The sequence below is a fragment of the Pedobacter cryoconitis genome (assembly GCF_014200605.1).
Classification (GTDB): Bacteria; Bacteroidota; Bacteroidia; order Sphingobacteriales; family Sphingobacteriaceae; genus Pedobacter; species Pedobacter cryoconitis_B.
The window spans coordinates 518,764-537,013 of sequence record NZ_JACHCE010000003.1; the positions used below are offsets into that span (position 1 = coordinate 518,764).

18 protein-coding genes are annotated in these 18,250 nt (G+C 38.7%); 3 read left to right on the plus strand and 15 right to left on the minus strand.

The features are described from left to right. Nucleotides 1-75 precede the first annotated feature (75 nt). From HDE68_RS12930 to HDE68_RS12940, 3 genes are all read left to right on the plus strand, one after another. The gene (locus HDE68_RS12930) at nt 76-1,197 is read left to right on the plus strand and encodes a cytochrome P450 (RefSeq protein ID WP_183882540.1); all 1,122 of its coding nucleotides are present in this window, start codon (nt 76-78) and stop codon (nt 1,195-1,197) included. A 10-nt stretch (nt 1,198-1,207) separates the two neighbouring features. Continuing rightward, on the plus strand, nt 1,208-1,552 hold the full coding sequence (locus HDE68_RS12935; protein WP_183882542.1) for an antibiotic biosynthesis monooxygenase family protein: 345 nt from the start codon (nt 1,208-1,210) through the stop codon (nt 1,550-1,552). Between the two features lie 139 nt (nt 1,553-1,691). Further along, the gene (locus HDE68_RS12940; protein ID WP_221300721.1) at nt 1,692-4,706 is read left to right on the plus strand and encodes a glycoside hydrolase domain-containing protein; all 3,015 of its coding nucleotides are present in this window, start codon (nt 1,692-1,694) and stop codon (nt 4,704-4,706) included. Between the two features lie 283 nt (nt 4,707-4,989). On the opposite strand, the gene HDE68_RS12945 is transcribed toward HDE68_RS12940, so the two are convergent. From HDE68_RS12945 to HDE68_RS13015, 15 genes are all read right to left on the minus strand, one after another. After that, nucleotides 4,990-5,649 (minus strand): TetR/AcrR family transcriptional regulator, encoded by a 660-nt coding sequence (locus HDE68_RS12945; RefSeq protein WP_183882544.1) that lies wholly within the window; start codon nt 5,647-5,649, stop codon nt 4,990-4,992. Between the two features lie 83 nt (nt 5,650-5,732). Beyond that, nucleotides 5,733-6,326 carry a hypothetical protein gene (locus tag HDE68_RS12950; protein WP_183882546.1) on the minus strand — a complete coding sequence of 198 codons (594 nt, stop codon included), beginning with the start codon at nt 6,324-6,326 and terminating at the stop codon, nt 5,733-5,735. Continuing rightward, the gene (locus tag HDE68_RS12955) at nt 6,316-7,887 is read right to left on the minus strand and encodes a hypothetical protein (RefSeq protein WP_183882548.1); all 1,572 of its coding nucleotides are present in this window, start codon (nt 7,885-7,887) and stop codon (nt 6,316-6,318) included. Before HDE68_RS12955 ends, HDE68_RS12950 begins: the two co-directional genes overlap by 11 nt. Nucleotides 7,888-7,945: 58 nt before the next feature. Then, on the minus strand, nt 7,946-9,496 hold the full coding sequence (locus HDE68_RS12960) for a hypothetical protein (RefSeq protein ID WP_183882550.1): 1,551 nt from the start codon (nt 9,494-9,496) through the stop codon (nt 7,946-7,948). Nucleotides 9,497-9,563: 67 nt separating this feature from the next. After that, a complete protein-coding gene (locus HDE68_RS12965; protein ID WP_183882553.1) occupies nt 9,564-11,042 on the minus strand; it encodes a hypothetical protein in 1,479 nt (492 codons plus the stop codon). Nucleotides 11,043-11,090: 48 nt separating this feature from the next. Then, entirely contained in the window at nt 11,091-13,253 is a 2,163-nt protein-coding gene (locus HDE68_RS12970) for a hypothetical protein (protein ID WP_183882555.1), read from the minus strand. Between the two features lies 1 nt (nt 13,254). Further along, nucleotides 13,255-14,094 carry a hypothetical protein gene (locus HDE68_RS12975; RefSeq protein WP_183882557.1) on the minus strand — a complete coding sequence of 280 codons (840 nt, stop codon included), beginning with the start codon at nt 14,092-14,094 and terminating at the stop codon, nt 13,255-13,257. Further along, entirely contained in the window at nt 14,091-14,558 is a 468-nt protein-coding gene (locus HDE68_RS12980; protein WP_183882559.1) for a hypothetical protein, read from the minus strand. Before HDE68_RS12980 ends, HDE68_RS12975 begins: the two co-directional genes overlap by 4 nt. Beyond that, on the minus strand, nt 14,548-15,393 hold the full coding sequence (locus tag HDE68_RS12985; protein ID WP_183882561.1) for a nucleotidyltransferase: 846 nt from the start codon (nt 15,391-15,393) through the stop codon (nt 14,548-14,550). Before HDE68_RS12985 ends, HDE68_RS12980 begins: the two co-directional genes overlap by 11 nt. Before the next feature lie 2 nt (nt 15,394-15,395). Beyond that, complete coding sequence (locus tag HDE68_RS12990; RefSeq protein ID WP_183882563.1) at nt 15,396-15,686, minus strand: hypothetical protein; 291 nt, start codon at nt 15,684-15,686, stop codon at nt 15,396-15,398. Then, entirely contained in the window at nt 15,673-15,960 is a 288-nt protein-coding gene (locus HDE68_RS12995) for a hypothetical protein (protein WP_183882565.1), read from the minus strand. The genes HDE68_RS12990 and HDE68_RS12995 overlap by 14 nt, the downstream gene beginning before the upstream one ends. Nucleotide 15,961: 1 nt before the next feature. Beyond that, complete coding sequence (locus tag HDE68_RS13000) at nt 15,962-16,180, minus strand: hypothetical protein (RefSeq protein ID WP_183882567.1); 219 nt, start codon at nt 16,178-16,180, stop codon at nt 15,962-15,964. Then, entirely contained in the window at nt 16,177-16,650 is a 474-nt protein-coding gene (locus tag HDE68_RS13005) for a hypothetical protein (RefSeq protein WP_183882569.1), read from the minus strand. The genes HDE68_RS13000 and HDE68_RS13005 overlap by 4 nt, the downstream gene beginning before the upstream one ends. A 2-nt stretch (nt 16,651-16,652) precedes the next feature. Further along, on the minus strand, nt 16,653-17,657 hold the full coding sequence (locus tag HDE68_RS13010; RefSeq protein WP_183882571.1) for a hypothetical protein: 1,005 nt from the start codon (nt 17,655-17,657) through the stop codon (nt 16,653-16,655). Further along, nucleotides 17,638-18,249, minus strand: coding sequence for a DUF6046 domain-containing protein (locus HDE68_RS13015; RefSeq protein ID WP_183882573.1), 612 nt, complete (start codon nt 18,247-18,249; stop codon nt 17,638-17,640). The genes HDE68_RS13010 and HDE68_RS13015 overlap by 20 nt, the downstream gene beginning before the upstream one ends. Nucleotide 18,250: the final 1 nt, after the last annotated feature.

The window sequence follows — 18,250 nt, forward strand, 5'->3', positions numbered from 1 at the left end:
TTCAGCCCCATACTTCATTTCAAACTGAAGTATTAACTTTTCAGGTTCGTTAATTTTGGTGAAGCAAATAACCAAATGGAAACAGGACTTATCATAGATTGGCATACTACAGACCCTCATACTTTTTATTTAAAGCACCTTAAAGAACATCCTGTTCATTACGTTTCAGCACAACAGGGCTGGAATATATATGCTTATCGGCAAGCCAGAGAAATAATGCTTCATCAGGATGCACTCATCCCTGAAATTAAAACCGGCCATACCGGTCTGAATCAAAATACCTTAAAACTAACCAGGCAACTAGCCCGTTTAAATAATTTTGAACAGCATAAAAAGTCAAGACAGGCTGCCATGCAGATTTATAACCAAATACAACCTGTTTCTGTTCATGATATTCTTAGCACCCTGCTCAAAGCGGGTACAACAAATAACAGTATAGACTGGGTTAATACTATAGGCAAAAAATTACCTGCGCTTTATATCTTAAAAAGCTTAAATTTTGGACATGATGATTGTTTATATATCATTAATCACCTCTCAGCATTGGTTAAAATCATGTCTGTACAAAAAACAGCAGCCGAAATTATATTGCTGAATGAGCTCACTGATACCCTGTTCATCTTAGTACAAAAACACTTCTCCAATACGGATACAACCAGACATCTTACAGAAAATGACGAATGGACAGAGTTACTGATTTCTAATCTGATAGGCCTGCTGATTCAAAGTTATGATGCAGGGAGAGGTTTATTAACGAATACCCTGATTCAGCTGATCCGCAATCATCATCCTCTGCCGGGAAACAGAACAGAAGACTATTTCAAACAGGTAATCACTGAAACTTTACGTTTCGACCCACCGGTACATCTTACTAAAAGGATTGCCGGAAGAGATATCCTGATAGGTAATCAGGTTATAAAAAAGGGAGAAATGATTACAATAGTACTGGCAGCAGCCAATCTTGACCCTCAAATATTTGAATCTTCATCAACTTATAACCCCTTAAGAGCTAATAACCACGAACACCTTACTTTTGGCGCGGGTCATCATCAGTGTCTGGCTAAACATTTAATGACAGAGCTGACTGCTGAGACCTTTAAGCTCTTATATCACCGAATCCAAATGCCGGAACAAGCTATAAATTATGAACCATTGTTAAATGTCAGATTGGTTAAAAATCTATTTATCACCATTTAAAATCATTCAAATGATCGCAGTAATTTTCGAAGTCATACCAGAAGAAGGTAAAATGACAGACTACCTTGCCATAGCCGCCAGTCTTAATCCTGTTTTGTCAACTATTCAGGGGTTTATTTCTATTGAAAGATTCCAAAGCCTGGTACATCCTGACAAGATTCTATCTCTTTCTTTTTGGGAGGATGAAAAAGCCATTATGCAGTGGAGGAATATCGAAATGCATCGTGAAGCACAATCAAAAGGCCATGATTCTGTTTTTAAGGATTATCACTTAAGGATCGCTACTGTTGTAAGAGATTATGGGATGTTTGACCGTAAAGAAGCCCCTTCAGATAGCAGAACAGCACATGGTTAAAAATCAACAGCTTATTGCCCGATTCCAATACTAATCAAACGTTTGCGTTAATTTTCAGGGTCAAATCAGGGTTGTTTTCAGGTCTTTAGCAATAAAAATGAATACCTTCATCACGGGCAAATATCCCTAACCGAAGGTCATGTTCAGATTAACCAAAGCAAAACTTCTATCAAAAGCAGTCCTTTTGACCGCTTTATTTTTCAGCATAAATTGCGCACAAACGCATGCACAGCAATTAAAATATGTATCGGGCAAAAGTAGCTGGGATGCAGATTCATTAGGAAATCACCGCGCCGTTATTTTTGTTCCATCTGCAGGTACAGTAGCAAAGGCTGTAATTGACTGGCGAAGGAAAGATAATCCTGCAAATAAAGAAATCATTGTCGTTGATGCCCGTTCAAACAAACGCATATTCAACATCAAAACAGAAGCTATTTCACGGGAGACAGGAACGGTATATTTTGAACCTGTTTCGGGTGCAGGAACCTATTATATTTATTACCTGCCTTTTCATGTTCAACCCGGTTCAAATTACCCGACTGCTATTTATAAAAAACCTTCGGACCGTGCAGCTGCTGCATGGACAAGCAAAATAAATAAGCAGGCAATTGCAGCCAAAGTTGATTACCTGGAATCTTTTAATCAGTTAAACAGCTTTTATCCAATGGAAGTTATCGCCACTGCAAAAGAAGTAGAAAACCTGATCTCGAAAAACAAAGATCAGCCTTACCTGGTATTTCCTGAAGACAGGTTACATCCTATAAAGATGGAGAGAGACCTTCCTCAGCGATGGATTTTCAAAGGAACCTCCGGGAAATTCACAGATACGGCCAGCCGTGGCGAACATTACAGCTTCCAGTTGGGCTTGTATGCTTTCTCCAAAGAGCTGCACAATGTAAGCTTGAAATTTACCGATTTAAAAAGTACCGGTGGTGATATCATTGATTCGAAACTGTTGTCTTGTCTGAATACCGATGGCATAAACTGGGATAATAGCGTGCTTAAGAAACAGATAGACATTAAAAAGGATAAAATTCAGGCTTTATGGTGTCTGCTGGATATCCCCGAAAACATAAAACCTGCTGTCTATAGCGGAATGGTAACTGTGATGGCCGATGGGATTACAGCAATTCCTGTACAAATCGAATTAGTCATAGGCCCGGAAAAGGCACTAAACGGCGGAGTGAATGAACCCTGGAAACAGACCCGTTTAACCTGGCTGAATTCTTCTCTGGGACAGAAAAATGAATTGATCAAACCCTATACCCCTTTAAAGATAAACGGAAATACGATCAGTTTATTAGGTAGAAAAATGACGCTTGGCAATGACGGTATGCCTGCACAGATCGAATCTTTTTTCACAGAAGAGATGACAGCGACCGATCAGCGTTCCCGCCCTTTACTCTACTCTCCTTTTGCACTGATTGCTGAAGAAACTGATGGTTCAAATCTCCGCTGGAAGACTGGTAAGCCTGACATCAGGCAGATTGAACCCGGTGAAGCAGTATGGACAGCTGTAAATACATCGCCCAAACTACGTATGGAGGTTAAGGGAAGTCTGGAATTTGATGGATTTGTCAATTACTCCGTTAAACTTATTGCGTTGAAAGATGTTAGTTTTAAGGATATCAGAATGGTCATCCCCTTCAAAAAAGAAGTTGCGGAATATATGATGGGACTGAATCTGAAAGGGGGAAAAATACCAGCCGATTATAAATGGAAATGGGATGTTGCCCATAAAAATCAGGATGGGGCATGGATCGGAACTGTAAATGCTGGTTTACGTTTTTCATTAAAAGATGAACACTACACCCGCCCATTAAATACAAACTTCTATCTGGACAAACCGCTCTTATTGCCATCCTCCTGGGGAAACCACGATAAGGGCGGAATTGATATCCTGCAGAATGCTTTAAATACTTCTGTTACTAATTATAGTGGTGCAAGAGCAATGAAAACCGGCGATACACTGTATTATAATTTTAACCTGATGATCACGCCATTCCATGCGCTCCATACTGAAGATCAATGGGCAACAAGATATTATCATAAATATAATAATGCAGATACTATTAAGGCTACCGGGGCAACTGTGATTAATATTCATCATGGAACTGCGATTAACCCTTATATCAATTATCCTTTTATCGCGCATAACGCGATGAAGAGTTATATAGATTCGGCGCATCACCTGGGCCTGAAAGTAAAAATTTATAATACCGTACGTGAAGTTTCCAATAGTGCTTATGAGCTTGCGCCATTAAGAAGCCTGGGGCATGAAGTATTTTCACAAGGTAAAGGTGGTGGTTATGCCTGGCTACAGGAACATTTGAATGCAGATTATATTGCTGCCTGGTATGTACCAGAAGTGAAAGATGCAGCGATTATCAATAGCGGAATGAGCCGCTGGCATAATTATTATGTAGAAGGCATGAGCTGGCTGGTAAAAAATGTGGGTATTGACGGCATATATCTGGATGATGTGGCTTATGACAGGACAACCATGAAGCGGATTAAAAGGGTGCTGACTCAAAATGGTCATCCCGGAATTATTGATCTGCATTCTGCTAATCAATATAATAAACGCGATGGTTTTAATAACAGTGCCAATTTATACATGGACCATTTTCCTTATTTAAACAGGTTATGGTTTGGAGAAAACTTCGATTATCAGAACAATACTCAGGATTTTTACCTGACAGAAGTTTCAGGGATCCCATTTGGACTAATGGGCGAAATGCTTGAAGGGGGCGGAAACCCATGGAGGGGCATGGTTTATGGCATGACCAACCGTATGCCCTGGTCTGACAATGCTGACCCGCGTCCAATCTGGAAGATCTGGGATAGTTTTGGTATTCAGGGCAGCAGGATGATTGGTTACTGGGTAAAAAACAACCCGGTTAAAATAGCACAGCATGATATTTTAGCTACTGTTTATTTAAAGGATAAGAAAGCACTGGTCGCTATAGCAAGCTGGGCAAAAGAAGATACAAAGATAAAACTAGTGATTGACTGGAAAAACTTAGGTATTGATCCGAAAAAAGCAAGCCTGACCGCACCAGCCATTCAGAACTTTCAGACCGCAAGGACTTTTTCTGCTGATGAAGAAATACCTGTTAAAAAAGGGCAGGGATTCCTGCTGATAATTGAATGATTTTTGACGTCCAATTATGGATTATGATCTTTTTTATCAGATAATTTTATCCACTCATGTTACCAGTTTAGAATTAAACAATTAATTATCAAGCATTTAACAACACTTTCAGTGCAAAAACAATTTTAGTTTTTTTTATGTATGTCACCACTTAGGGAATTAATGTAAATTAACTTTGTATTGTGTGAATCTTTATAAGATTAGAAATCGTTCTTACCAACATTAATTTTATACCTCATGGCTTTAGGTGTGTTTAGCCATGAGGTATTTATTCTGAATTTGTTTAAACGGCTTTCTTTTTTTTGCTTCCAAAACAGAGCTCCACTATTTTTCTGACAGCTTTCGTCATCTCTTCCCTCCCCGATTCAGTATTCAAATCAAGGCCGCACAGTGTGCTTGTATTTTTTTTAGTATGTAGTACTGAATAGTAAATTCCACAGACAATAATTGCCGAAATTGCTCTGAAATTGATGTCTGAATCTTTAAAATAAGGATCAGTTAACTTTAAAAGCTCCTCTCCCATAGTTTCCCTTTTTTTACTCAGATCATTTAAAATATTACTCTTTTCCGAGATCTCCCAAAGAATGATACGCTGCATTTCGTCCTCATTGAAAAAGAAATCAAACTGGTTTTCAAAAATACCTGATACAAACTCAATCATGGTTTGTTTTTTATTAACCGCAGCAGTGGCATCACTTACCTTTTTAGAGAAAGTAACCCAATAATCTCTTTCTACCAGATAAGTTTCTATCAGGGCGTCTACAGTTCCAAAATAGCGATAGATCAGTTTTTTGCTCACATCTGCACTTTTGGCAATTGCGTTTACGCCTAATCCCGTATACCCTTTTGACCGGATAATTTCCCCTACAGCATCAATAAGCTTACGCTCAGTCAATAATCTGTTTTTTGGTTCCGTTTTAAGTAAATCATTTTTCTCCGGCATAGCTCTTTCTTACGAATTTCTTCAAAAATAGCGTTTTATGACCTCTTTATTTCTAATACGCTATGTAAATCGCTTTATAAAGATTACAAATTTAAACGTCTTTTGATTTGTTCTTCATTTTCATGGAAGAGATAATTATGGTTTTTAGCTACAATCATAGAAGGCACATCTTCCCGCTGTTTGCTGAGGAAAGGAAAGGTCAGTCCAATCTGCAATTTCGGCTGGCACTTGCTGATCGTATCTTCAAAATGGTTGTAGGTCGGCGAATCCAGTAAAATCTGGTAAGCTGACTTGAAAATTACGATTAACTGCGTCCCCCTGAACCCTCCTATTTTTAACATACTATCAGTAACAGCAACTTCTTCATAGCTTAGTAGCGCCCCCGTAGCCAGCACATCCAGGTTTAATCCCGCAGCCAGATCAATATAGGTTTCCATTTTTTCTATACTAAAGGCTTCGGTTAAAACCAGATCATCTTCAGCAAAGATCACATAAGGATCTTCTATATGATCCTGAATTATCTTTTTAGCGGTGTTGTACAGACTGTCAAATTTTAATGGTGTTACTTCCGTAGTGTACATCCGGTAAGGAACTGCATGGCTTTTCAGCATTTGGAACAATCCGGTATGCCTTTGCAAAGACATACTGGAATTTGTGGTGGCAATGTTAAGAATCATAATGACGTGGTAATATTGTATTGGTTACCGGACCTTCTGAGACATTGTTCTGAAGATAAAAGACTTCCTCATTATACGCAACATAAGAAGGAGTGCTCTTATTTGCTAAATATTTAACGATCGTAGCATCATAGAGATATTTATAACTAACCCCTGTGTATGCGTAGATATAGTTTAAGGATAGTCCATTGCTATAATATTTAGATACCAAAAGTAATGACCCATTAATCTCACAACTATTAACAGAGACCCTGCTTGACATAATAGCTCCTCCTACCATACTTATCTTTGAATTTGTTAATCTCATCATAATATTACTTTCGGACGAGAAAAATTCTGAATCGGACATTTCACCAATAACTAAAGGAAGAACCTCGTTATAACTACCGTTTATCTCAATTTTACAATTTCTTATCAAATTTAAAGCAGTTTTGGGCACTCCATTATTGGTAATATATTTGGTAACTCTATAGTCAAAATTAGCAGTATTATTAAAACGTTTATCCGTCCTTCTAAGAATCGTGCCTTTGGTAGAGGCTAATATCCCCTTATTTAGATTTTGTATAGTATAGCAAACCTCATCATTTTCATAGACTGTCGATTTCACTATTGCAGATAACCTATCTTTTTTCAGTGCTTTTATAATTAAAGGTTCTATATCACCAGAATAGGATGCCGATCCATAAGATAAATACTCATCAACGTCATTCATATCATGTATACCATAAACAAAAGTACTTTGAAAATCCGTGAGCAGATACAGTTGTCCTGGTACAAGATTTTTCTCATTCAGTAATACATTTAGCTCATTATAAGTGACAGAAATAAGAGTAGCGCTCCCATTACTACTGCCAGAAGCATTGATGACAGGATTTAAAAGTGTTCCTGTAATCGTAATATTATTTCCCGCAGTAATCACAGGGATATCTTCTATTCTAGCTAAAGTCCCGCTTAAATCAGGTAAAAAAAGCTGCGTATCTGCGCTAATTGTTGCCTTAGCAGGTCTGATATACTGATGAAAATCTTCGGTTGTATTGAAGGATACTGCAGCAGTACTTAAGACACCCGCAATATCAGTATCCCCTTTGACGCCGACCCTGAACTGTGAACCAATAAAAGAAGGATCAGCCGAAGCATCCTGAACACCAGACGTACTTGAAAATGAAATATTTCCATCCTCCAAACCAAATGCTATTTTTCCTGCAAACCCTCTGGCAGACACTTTATTTTGCAGATCAATATTGAAATTTATCCCTGTATCAGTTAACACTTCCGGCGTTCTGATCTTATGCGTAAATGTATTCGCCGCAGTAAATATATTCTGATCTCCTAAGCCGGCTTTCAAGCCAAGTCCATGCGCAGTAAGATCCCGCATATGACTATTTAGCGCTTCAGCATCTGCTTTCTCATCAAAGCGTTTATCCAGGTTCTCAATATTCCCTGATGGTATCATAGCATCTTTATGCCAAAAAGAATCCCATGTATCCCAGAATTGTTGCTGAGAGGGCTTTAAACCAGTTCTAAACCAGTTTTTTATAATATTTAAAGTTTGTTTTGCCATTTTTTTAATCTTATATGGTGTGCCTGCCATAAAGCAGCTTTATTTATGATTGATATTTTTAGTTTAATCTGTTTGATATTCTCACTCCTGCAGCATCATTCTCCTGCATATATAATCCATAATAATCCTTCGTGCCTACAATACAAGAAGTACCATATCTATTAATTATAAGCATTACATTCTGAATAGGAGTATTAACATGTCCTATTCTGGCACAGATAGAATTAAGTGTAGCCCCACCAACAAAATTTATGTAGCTGGAAAACACAGCTCCTTTTACATAACATTTGTATACATCCATTCTGCTGGAATGAATCCTGCACATATCCATATTCAAATATGAATCTATTAGTGAAGACATAATATCTCCATTAATAGAGAACAGCTCAGAGTTTTTCATACGACCGATTATTACTGGCATGATTGAACCATAAAAACCTGATGCGTTTATTGTACAGTTTGACACCAGGTTTAAGGCATTTTTAGGCTCTCCTTTATTAGTTCTGAATTTTGTTCTTCTATAATCAAAATTGGCAGTGTTTTTTAACCCGGTATCAGTCCTTCGAAGTATAGTACCTTTTGTAGAGGATAATATACCTCCAAATAAATTCTCCGTAGTATAAATAATTTCATCCTCTGGATATTCAGCAGATCTGGCAACGGAGTAAAACTTAACAGGGGTTATCGCCATTACAATTAATGGTTCTATTGGCCCTGAATAAACTACCGACCCATAAACCAAACCTTCAGAAAGCCCATTTACAGAATGTTCTCCATAAACAAAGGTGCTCTGGAAATCTGAAATCTGATATTCTTTACCGGGTATCAGGCTTTTCGTTTGAATCAACCCTTTCAGTTCTTCATAGGTTACTGTTGTAATCAGGGAGGTATCCTCACCACCGCCACCTGCCGCATTGATTACCAGATTTAAACCACTACCAGTAATAGTTATGTTATTTCCGCCACTGACTACTGGTATATCTTCCTTTCTGGACAGCGTCCCATCCTCTTTGGGTAAAAAGAGTATCGTATCTTCAGAGCTGGAGGCTATCGCCGGCTTAATATGCTGATGAAAATTTGCATTTAATGATAGTCCCGCAGCATTTAGCGTTCCTGGTGTATAAAGGTCACCAGTTTGGGTGATCTTAACCGTTGAACCAGAGAAAGAAGGGTCAGTTGAGGCTTGCTGAGCAGACGGTGTATTAGAGAACGATAATGTTCCGTCCGTTGTATCAAAAGATAACTTCCCGGAAAAACCTTTAACACCGACCTGACCTTTCTTATCCAGGTTAAAATCAAGACCAGAATCAGTGTTTATTTCTGGTGCTCTGATCTTTTGCAAAAATGTGTTCTCCACAAGGAAGTTATTCTGATTTCCCAGACCGGCCTTCCGATCCAGGCCATGCGCGCTAAGATCGTGTATATGACGGGTTAAGGAATCGTTATCTGCTTTTTCACCAAAACGGATTTCCAGATTTTCAATATTTGCCGCAGGAATAATTTCATCCTTATGCCAGAAAGAATCAAAGGTATCCCAGAATTGCTGCTGTAGTGGTTTAAAACCCGTATTAAACCAGCTTTTTATGGTATTTAAAGTTTGTTTTGACATTTTATAATTTCATGAGGTAAGCTAAAGTCAGATATGTGATTCCATATCCCAAAATCCTGATTACTTACTAATCAGTAATAATAGAAAAGCCCTTTGCAATCAGATTATTTTTGGCAATTAAGCCGTCTCCCGTTGGCACTGCCGGCTGGTTTTGATTATTTAAGGTGACAGTAAGCGCAGTGAATTCAATTTTGTCTAAATCGATTAAGATATTATTCACCGTAACGTAAGTCAACTTGTTTCCTTGCAAATGGAGCTCTTTAAGTCCTTTTGGCAAACTAGAAACAGACTTAACAACAAACAGGTTTCCATTGTCATTCAATTCTATTTTTGTAAGATTTGTACAATTCTTAAAAATATCTAAGTCAATATGGGTCAGGCTCTTATTATAACTAAAATTTGCTGATTTCAAACTGCCTGGGAATCCAACTTTAAAATTAATATCTGCCAGCGCTGTATAAGAAATCTCAAGATCAAAGTATGAGTCAGTATTTTTTCTAAAAATATCTATCTCAATCCCTGTTATTATTTCGTTATTTTTATCCTTGTTCTCTATACCGCCTAAATAAAAACGTGATAGATTAGATGGAAGCTCAGTGTTAAAATAGCCCAGATTACCACTTGTTATACTTAGAAAAGTCAAACTATTTAGCTTAGATAAATTTTCCATTTTAGTTATAGTACTCTCCCTTATATAAGCTACCGTAACATTTGAATAATCTGCCAATATTAATGCGATCTTATAGATGCCTGCTTTAAGATAAGTATGTTCAAATACTACCCCAATGTTATTACTCTTTTGCGAATATCCATCTCCATAATCCAAAATGTTTTCCATCCCGTTATAACTATATATTTCAGTACCAAGATCCAATTTGTAATTATCTGACGGAATATTTAAAGTAAGAATAAGGGGTGGAGAAGTTTCAGCTGAAGTTACAGCCAGCATATAGTTACCAAAAACATCTGTTATACTATAAAAATCCCCCAAAGACAGTCCCGCTTTCAAGGCACCATAATTACTCAAATAGGTTGGGAGATTACCTAATCCAATGGCTGTTTTATCCAGTGTTTGCCAGGTTTTATCACCCCGGAAATATTGATTTTTAGTACCTATAGCAATAATGTTCTCTTTGCTATTTATAGTCAGGGCTAAATCTTTAACAACTTCAATTTCGACATCCTGTGCAGTATTTTTTTGATTGATAACATCAATCTGTTCCTGCATATCAGTATCGTCGAAATTGTAAAGTCTTGCTAATTTTTGCTTTTCAATATCTGTATAGTCATTGGCAGATAAACCTTTACCCGCTTCTTTATCTACTTTATTATTAATTCCGTGTGCTGAAACATCTTTCAGGTGCCCCGCAAAAGCCTGCTGATCGGCTTTCTCATCAAAACGCTTATCAAGGTTTTCGATATTCGCAGCAGGAATAATTTCATCTTTATGCCAGAAGGAATCCCAGGTATCCCAAAATTGCAACTGACTGGGTTTTAAACCAGTTTTAAACCAGTTTTTTATTACATTTAAAGTTTGTTTTGCCATAGTTTTTTGATAGTATTTTAATTTTTGAGGTTGAAATATTACGTTAGCTTATTCAGGCAATTGAATACTCCATCCTTTTTGAAGTAAGGATACTTTAGACGCATTAGACGCAGAAGTTCTTTTAACTGGATTCAGGTAAGTTCCATTGTAATTATTCTCAATTAGCAGGCGTCCATTAAACCTTCCCGCCTTATCGAGGTCAATTAACATTCTATCCATTTCAGCCGAACTTATATTTGTATAATCCAATTGAAGTACGGTTATATCGGCTAAGTTTTCAGGGATTTTAGAGAATCTCCCTGCCCATTGTCCCTTTTTACCAGGTTCATCATCTGGAAAACCACCACTAAGCAGAATAATAAATGATTGTATTCTGGCAACCGGATGAAGTGAGATTGTGCTCATAAATAGGTTATCACCATCAGGAGGACTTTTCGGGTCTAGAATCAAAGGGCTATAATCTCCAATATTTACCAGCTCTTTTAATTCTGAACAATCCAGAACCCCAGAGTTTACTACGAAACTTCCATTGACTGCAAGAATTAGTGACTGTAGGTTTTTAAAAAAATTAATAAAACCTTTATTTAATTCAAAGTTCGATGGTTTCGGAGTTTGCAATGAATAATAAAATTCAATTCCCACATTCATACTTTTAACCCCCAAGGGGTTAATTATATACTTGATAATTTTTATTCCCGGTTTTTCTCCGAAGTACCAGTTATTAACACCTCTTCCAATATATTCTGCAACCTTACTCTCCGTACTATCATCATTTAAATGGAATATCTGAACAATAACATCTTGTTTTTTGTCCTGATGCCATTGAGTAAATTGAAAAAACAACCCATTTGGCAGTGAATAATTCGCAGGACAGTCATAAAACCTTCCATATTCTATTGTCATTTTATCTGTCAGATCCAGGTCTCCTATATTGATAATAACCGGTGCCGGGGGTGGAGGTATAGTAATTACGTTATAAGGTGATCCTTTCGAAATATATAAAGTGTCTGCATTCTTTTCAGAAGCTGGAAGTGCCGTATATTCATCTGTAGTAACCTGCCTGATCGTCTTGATCAGATTTGTCGTATTCCCACCAACAGGCACCGAGGATCTCACCAATAGCTGCCAGCGTGTACCATCTGAGTAATAAATACATTTATCACTGCTGAGATACACAAAAGTTAGCGCTGCAGGAACAGTCGCCGGTAAACTACTGACTGTAGCTATACTCAATAATGGATTTCTTACACTTCCAAAAGTATTCCACAACACACCATTCGCATCTCTTTCTATAGCCCCGTTTTGTAAAGCAGACGTCAGCGAACCTCCTGGAATAACCAGTGGAGGTGTCGTCGTCGTTCCTGCTCCTAATATAATTCCAGAGTTGAAAGTCCAGGGTTTAGTGATGACCTGGGCTTGTGTTTTGATCCAGGCCCACCAGTTAAATAACTTTAATCTGCTCACCACTTTACTATCCTCCGTAACAGCCGCAGTTAGCTGAACTTCTGCATCACTGGCAAGAGTTACATTTTGCAAACTGTTCAGCTTACTGAGTAAAACATTAGTGAAAGCATTAGTATCAGGGTTACTTTCATAAGCAGTCTTAATCTGACTGGCCGACATCGCGGCATTCAGTAAATCCGGATCACTTATTTTAATATAAACTGCATTTGTCCCGGTTGTAGTCGCTTTATAAAGTGCCCAGCGTCCGTCACCATCATTGAGCACAAAGACATTCATTGGTAAACCAGAAATATTATATGCATCTCTTGCGGTAAGATCTGCAACAGTAATCTCTTTGAAACTACCAGCAATTTTCTGATACAATTTCATGAAAGTATTACCATCCTCAGGAACTCCATCTTTTATATCAAGATCATAGTCATCAATCCAGCTTAAAACCTCTTCTCTGCTTGTTTTGCTATTCAACAATAATTGTAATCCCTCAACCTGAGCGATTGTATGTGTGTGATTCAAGTTCGCTTTTGACGCTAAAAGAGCCTGATGGGCCAGAGGATCTGTCAAATGTCCGGCAAAAGCCTGCTGATCTGCTTTCTCATCCAGACGTTTATCCAGATTTTCAATATTTGCAGCAGGAATAATCTCATCTTTATGCCAGAATGAATCCCAGGTATCCCAAAATTGCTGCTGACTTGGTTTTAAACCAGTCTTAAACCAGTTTTTTATCGCATATAAAGTTTGTTTTGCCATCTTATCCTCCTGTGTATTCAATGAACATCACAATACGGTAAGGATTCAGATGGTTAATCTCAGCAGCAGATCCTGGCCAGCCCACATGATTGATCAAATCTGGTTCTGTCCCGGAGTTTATACTGTCGACCTTACTGATCGTTACACTTTCACCCCAGTTTGACTGACGCTGAAGACCGGCTCTGTTGTTAGATAATATAGGTAATTGTGATTCATTTAAAGTATGTGTTTTTGCTCCTCCGTTGAGTCCAACTGTGTTAAAATTAAAGTCATCAGGGTTCCAGCCCATTGGTAATCGCCCACGCCATTCTTTTACTTCAGACCAACCTACAGGAATTTCAACAAAAGGTTTTTTGAATAAGACCATACCACCACCCAAAGAAAAAGGGGCAGCTATTTTTTTAAGCGTTTCCACTTCGTTTCTCAGTGCTGTAAGATCTACAGTAAGTGCTTTGTTAGCAATCTCTGTGGTCACAGTCTGCAAATCCATCAGACGGGGCAGACTTGCCCAGACAACTGCACCTGTACCAGTACCGAATTGCGCATAACGTGTAAAGAATACATTTCTATTTTGCCCATTTTCGAATGGACGGGCTTGCGTATCTTCTCTGATCACAATATTGCTCTGTAATAATCCACCTCTGAAAGGCAGCAGTTCGCCACCCAGAACGACATAACCATCAGTAACTGTACTGCCTGAAGTTATACAACCAGACAGAATGTAATTACTGCCACCCAGGGCGGTTATAGATTGCAGAGAAGCATAACTGGTCTGCATGAAGTTTAAAGTATCGGTTTCAAGTGGAAATCCTCCGGTTTGTTGAAAATCTATGTTGTTCATATCGTCTCTATTGTATATCGTTTACTTGCTAGTTTATAAAAATCAATCAGTGCGTTTAATTGGTAGTAGTTTGCTTGTGTATTCAGTTCTGCGGGGATGATCACCTTAAAATCAGAACCTGTATCGGCAAAGCTTGAACTTGGCTGCAGAAACAGCCGCTTCAGATAGCGGGGCTGACTTTCGGCCTGTGTGTAGATATAAGTCCTTTTAAACCGGTTGCCGTTATCAATATAGATACGCCTTAACTCCGTATCGAACATATCATTCAGTGCTTTTCTCAGATAGCAAACCTGCCCGTTGTGAGCTAGTTTATAAAGGTTATCATCCCTCTTAGCATACCAAAGCTGATATAACATAGAAATCGGTGTAACCAATGCCTGTACATAACTTACTGTCAGATTTTGTCTCAGAAAAGTAGGCAGTACCAGAACCACCAGCTTTTTAAAGTCTATTTTATACCACATATTTTATCCCGTTAAAGTTTGCGATCTCGAAATATCCCGATACCGGAATCTCACGTACATTAATTTCGCGTGGTGTGCCGTAATTGTTAGATTTCCCATCTCCATCAATCCAGCTGCTTTGTGCACTGTCAATATGAGGTATCTTTACACCAGGCAGCAACTGCAAGCGGTCTACCAGTGAGGCAAGGACCAACTCACCATTGAAAGGCATTTCTTTGAGATACTGTTTAAGCGTTTCTTCTATCGGCCGGCCCCCGTTCAGAATACTATTCCCTTCTGCGTCTATGAGCAACGGGTCACGGAAAATCCGCATGTTCAGAAAAAGTTTGTCCGCAGGAAAATTGATTACATTTGTTCTTACTCCGGCATCTCTGATTTCGGACAGATAGGCTTCAAAACTTTCTTTTTGTGCCGCAGAAATTGGCCCTAATTTCCCCGCCGTTTCTGTAGCGATTTTAACGATCAGCCGGCTGTCTTCCTCTGCTTCTGTTACCGCAGCATATTTGATAATCTTACTATTTTCAACCAGATCCGCTGCCACTTTACTATTGTCATAATAGTCTGCATCACGAACCAATGGAAAGCCATACTGAAAGGCCTTTGTTTTCTCGCGGTACCATCTTGCTGTATGCGGTTTTAACAGTGAGATTTTAAGATCTGTCTCATTTTTATGCAGGTCAAACAGCTTTTCGAGTGTAGAAATAGCAGCAGCGATAACAAAGGTTATCAAACGCCATATGGCTACTTTACTTGTACTGTTCAATACATCCAAATCGGAATCGGCTTCTTTAGCCTGTATAATTTCTGCTTGTATTTGTTCTATGCTTCTTGCCATAATTAACTTACTATAAAATCGTAACTGATTGCCCAGTAGTCTATTCCCTGGGGTTTATTTACTGCTCCTTCTCCAAGCTTGTCAAATCCGGTCGCCGGGATATTTTTCATGCTGAGCAATACCAGTTTTTCGGGTTTGTAATCGGGCAGGAATATTAATCTGCCTGCTACCAAATTTTCTACCGGGCTCGAATTGTTAAATACTGCCAGGTCAGTAGCGAATTCAGCAGTTCCATATTCATGCATGGAAATATCCCACCAGGACTGCTGCTCATAAATTCTATATTCCTTCATATGCTCCGTTTAGATCTACGCCATTTTCATTAATAGCCAATTGTTTAACTATAAAACCATCTGCTTCAAGCTGAACACGGATATTCCGGTACAAAAAGCGATCTATGACGCCATAATGTGCCTGACTGATATCGATCCCTACATGTGGGTTCTCCTTCCATTCACCCTGTTTACTTTTCAAGAGATGCTCTACATGCTGCGCATCGGATTCTTCGGTTAAAAAGTCACCTTTGATAATCAGCAAATCATCATCTTTTACTAAAATGTCTTTCATCTTATTCTATTGTCATGTTTAAAGTTCCTGTTACCGGACCGTTCGGACTGACCAGACCACTGGTATAATTTATCTTTAGGGCTTTGATTTCGGCAATTACAGCTTGTGATATAGCTTCAGAAAGACGATCTAAAGACGTATTTGCATTCTGTTCTTCTGCCTGCTCGGCCTGGATAGCAGTCTTAATTTTCTGTTTTAATCTTTGCTGGTCTAAACTCATTTTAAAAAGCTTTTAAATCTGTTTTCAATGGCTGTAAACTGGGCTTCGTTGATCAGCTTGATAGTCGGTCCCATATTGGTTGTGAACGTCATTAACTTAATCGCTGCCAGTAAATCGAGCATAAGTTTTTTTAAGGTTTCCTGCTCCTTTTGAAGCAGGAAACCTTCACTGGTCATTTCGAATTTTGTTTTTTCGATCTGAAAGGTGGCACTGGTCAGCTCACCCGAATTAGCCAGTACAGCAGTCTCCTTATTGATAAATATGACCGAAACCAGGCTCTTATCCTTTGGAATTAAAAGAAAGCCCCCGTGATCACTGTCGGTCTGCAAATGAACTCCAAGGATCTTTGAAGAGCCATCGATAGGCTGTACATCGCAGGTCATTCCTTTGAGCTCAACAGCAACCACTCTACCTATTTTGGCGTATATTTCATCGCCCGTCCGGGCGAGTGCCTGTATTAATTCTTTCATGTCTATGCCTTGGTTTTGTTAATATTTATGGGTTGCCCCAATTCAATTTTCTGCCGGTAACCGCTGATTCCAAATTTTATCTCATTCTTTTTAACCAGATAAGTTCCACCTGCACCTTCTGCAGGATAGATCTCGATCATGTCACAGGTATTGACCAGAGGTTCTCCAAAAGCTTCGAAACTGCCCTTAAGCCCATCCTCTTTATAGGTGTCCAGTGACTGTTGAGCATATTTTCTGAGTTCTGGTTCCGTTAACCCGTCAATACGGATCTGAATAATCTCTCCGACTTCTTTATCCCCTATCTCGACCCTGGTCTCTACATGCTTTTCATTGAAAGAAACTGCGACAACTTTCGCCTTGACTTCACTATTATCCCGGTATTCGAAGGTTTCACCGATGATGTTTTTCCCGTTTATAAACTTTACTTTATTCCGGTTGTCAAATGGATAGGTTAAACCAACATACAGAATGCTTTTCCCGTCAATATTGCGGAAGTAAGCAGTCAGCATGTATTTTTCTTTGAGTTCTTGTAATTCTTCAGAAACTGTAGATTTACAGACCCGGTAATTCCCAATATTCAGCTCATCATCAATTAGTTTAAAATCAAAGTCTGTTCCCTGCAGCAGATGTTTCATGACATCTTTCAGCTTTGCTGATTTGAAGGCCTTTGGTTCTGGTTTTTTCTGTTTAAGGATATACATCCCATCTTCACACCTGATTTTGATGGGATTTTTGGTATCTATACTTTTAATCAGACCAGAAAAGCGAAGTTTCAACTCATCATCATATCCAAGCCTTATAGTTATTTTATCACCCTTTTTTATAGGTAATCCGCTTTTGTTTTTGCTGCCTTCCCACGAGATCTTTTTGGGCAGCTCCAGTTCACAGGTATCAGTTAGCGTAGTAACGTCAGTTTGAATGCTGCAATTGACCAGAGCGTCAAATTCCCAGCTCAGTTTTTCTCCGTCAGACTGAGTGATCGTAGTTTTACTGCATAACCTTAACATCTTTCTCCTGTTTTAATTTGATTTCATAAGGGGTATCCGAAAGCATCGTTATGGATACCCCCTGACGATTACTATGTGTTTCCTGGTTCAGCGAAAATTTTTGAATAACGACCGACTCAATATTGAAGAAATTCAGGAACTCACTATGTACTTTAAGTGAGTCCTTAATGCTCAGATAACGGTTAAGCTCTTTAATTTTATCCGTTGGATATTCAGTAAAAGCGGGTGTCAGATTGCTGTTCTCATACTGCGTAATACCAGCTGCCATAGTGATGATATAATCACCTTGTGTTACGTATTCTTTAATTGTTCCGTTTCTGCCCTGTAAAGGGGTAGAAACAACCGTCTTCTCCAGGTTTAAAGACATAATACACTCTTCAAAAGTAAAAGATCCCGCAATTGAATCGTGTTGTATGGCCAGGGATGTCAGCCAGGAAACACCTTCCAGGTCATCCAGGATTTTAAAATCCGGTCCCGGCTGACTAATAACCTGAAAGGGTTTAGCAGAACCAAAGCGAAATGTCAGGTTTTGCGCAGCCCCGCCCGCCGGTTGTTTATTGTTGGGTAATTGTATTTTAATTGGACTCTCCATA

What these genes read in the sequence shown, in the direction of transcription:
- HDE68_RS12930 (WP_183882540.1), top strand. Translation starts at nt 76, where the DNA reads ATGGAAACAGGACTTATCATAGATTGGCATACTACAGACCCTCATACT.
- HDE68_RS12935 (WP_183882542.1), top strand. Translation starts at nt 1,208, where the DNA reads ATGATCGCAGTAATTTTCGAAGTCATACCAGAAGAAGGTAAAATGACA.
- HDE68_RS12940 (WP_221300721.1), top strand. Translation starts at nt 1,692, where the DNA reads ATGTTCAGATTAACCAAAGCAAAACTTCTATCAAAAGCAGTCCTTTTG.
- HDE68_RS12945 (WP_183882544.1), bottom strand. Translation starts at nt 5,649, where the DNA reads ATGCCGGAGAAAAATGATTTACTTAAAACGGAACCAAAAAACAGATTA.
- HDE68_RS12950 (WP_183882546.1), bottom strand. Translation starts at nt 6,326, where the DNA reads ATGATTCTTAACATTGCCACCACAAATTCCAGTATGTCTTTGCAAAGG.
- HDE68_RS12955 (WP_183882548.1), bottom strand. Translation starts at nt 7,887, where the DNA reads ATGGCAAAACAAACTTTAAATATTATAAAAAACTGGTTTAGAACTGGT.
- HDE68_RS12960 (WP_183882550.1), bottom strand. Translation starts at nt 9,496, where the DNA reads ATGTCAAAACAAACTTTAAATACCATAAAAAGCTGGTTTAATACGGGT.
- HDE68_RS12965 (WP_183882553.1), bottom strand. Translation starts at nt 11,042, where the DNA reads ATGGCAAAACAAACTTTAAATGTAATAAAAAACTGGTTTAAAACTGGT.
- HDE68_RS12970 (WP_183882555.1), bottom strand. Translation starts at nt 13,253, where the DNA reads ATGGCAAAACAAACTTTATATGCGATAAAAAACTGGTTTAAGACTGGT.
- HDE68_RS12975 (WP_183882557.1), bottom strand. Translation starts at nt 14,094, where the DNA reads ATGAACAACATAGATTTTCAACAAACCGGAGGATTTCCACTTGAAACC.
- HDE68_RS12980 (WP_183882559.1), bottom strand. Translation starts at nt 14,558, where the DNA reads ATGTGGTATAAAATAGACTTTAAAAAGCTGGTGGTTCTGGTACTGCCT.
- HDE68_RS12985 (WP_183882561.1), bottom strand. Translation starts at nt 15,393, where the DNA reads ATGGCAAGAAGCATAGAACAAATACAAGCAGAAATTATACAGGCTAAA.
- HDE68_RS12990 (WP_183882563.1), bottom strand. Translation starts at nt 15,686, where the DNA reads ATGAAGGAATATAGAATTTATGAGCAGCAGTCCTGGTGGGATATTTCC.
- HDE68_RS12995 (WP_183882565.1), bottom strand. Translation starts at nt 15,960, where the DNA reads ATGAAAGACATTTTAGTAAAAGATGATGATTTGCTGATTATCAAAGGT.
- HDE68_RS13000 (WP_183882567.1), bottom strand. Translation starts at nt 16,180, where the DNA reads ATGAGTTTAGACCAGCAAAGATTAAAACAGAAAATTAAGACTGCTATC.
- HDE68_RS13005 (WP_183882569.1), bottom strand. Translation starts at nt 16,650, where the DNA reads ATGAAAGAATTAATACAGGCACTCGCCCGGACGGGCGATGAAATATAC.
- HDE68_RS13010 (WP_183882571.1), bottom strand. Translation starts at nt 17,657, where the DNA reads ATGTTAAGGTTATGCAGTAAAACTACGATCACTCAGTCTGACGGAGAA.
- HDE68_RS13015 (WP_183882573.1), bottom strand. Translation starts at nt 18,249, where the DNA reads ATGGAGAGTCCAATTAAAATACAATTACCCAACAATAAACAACCGGCG.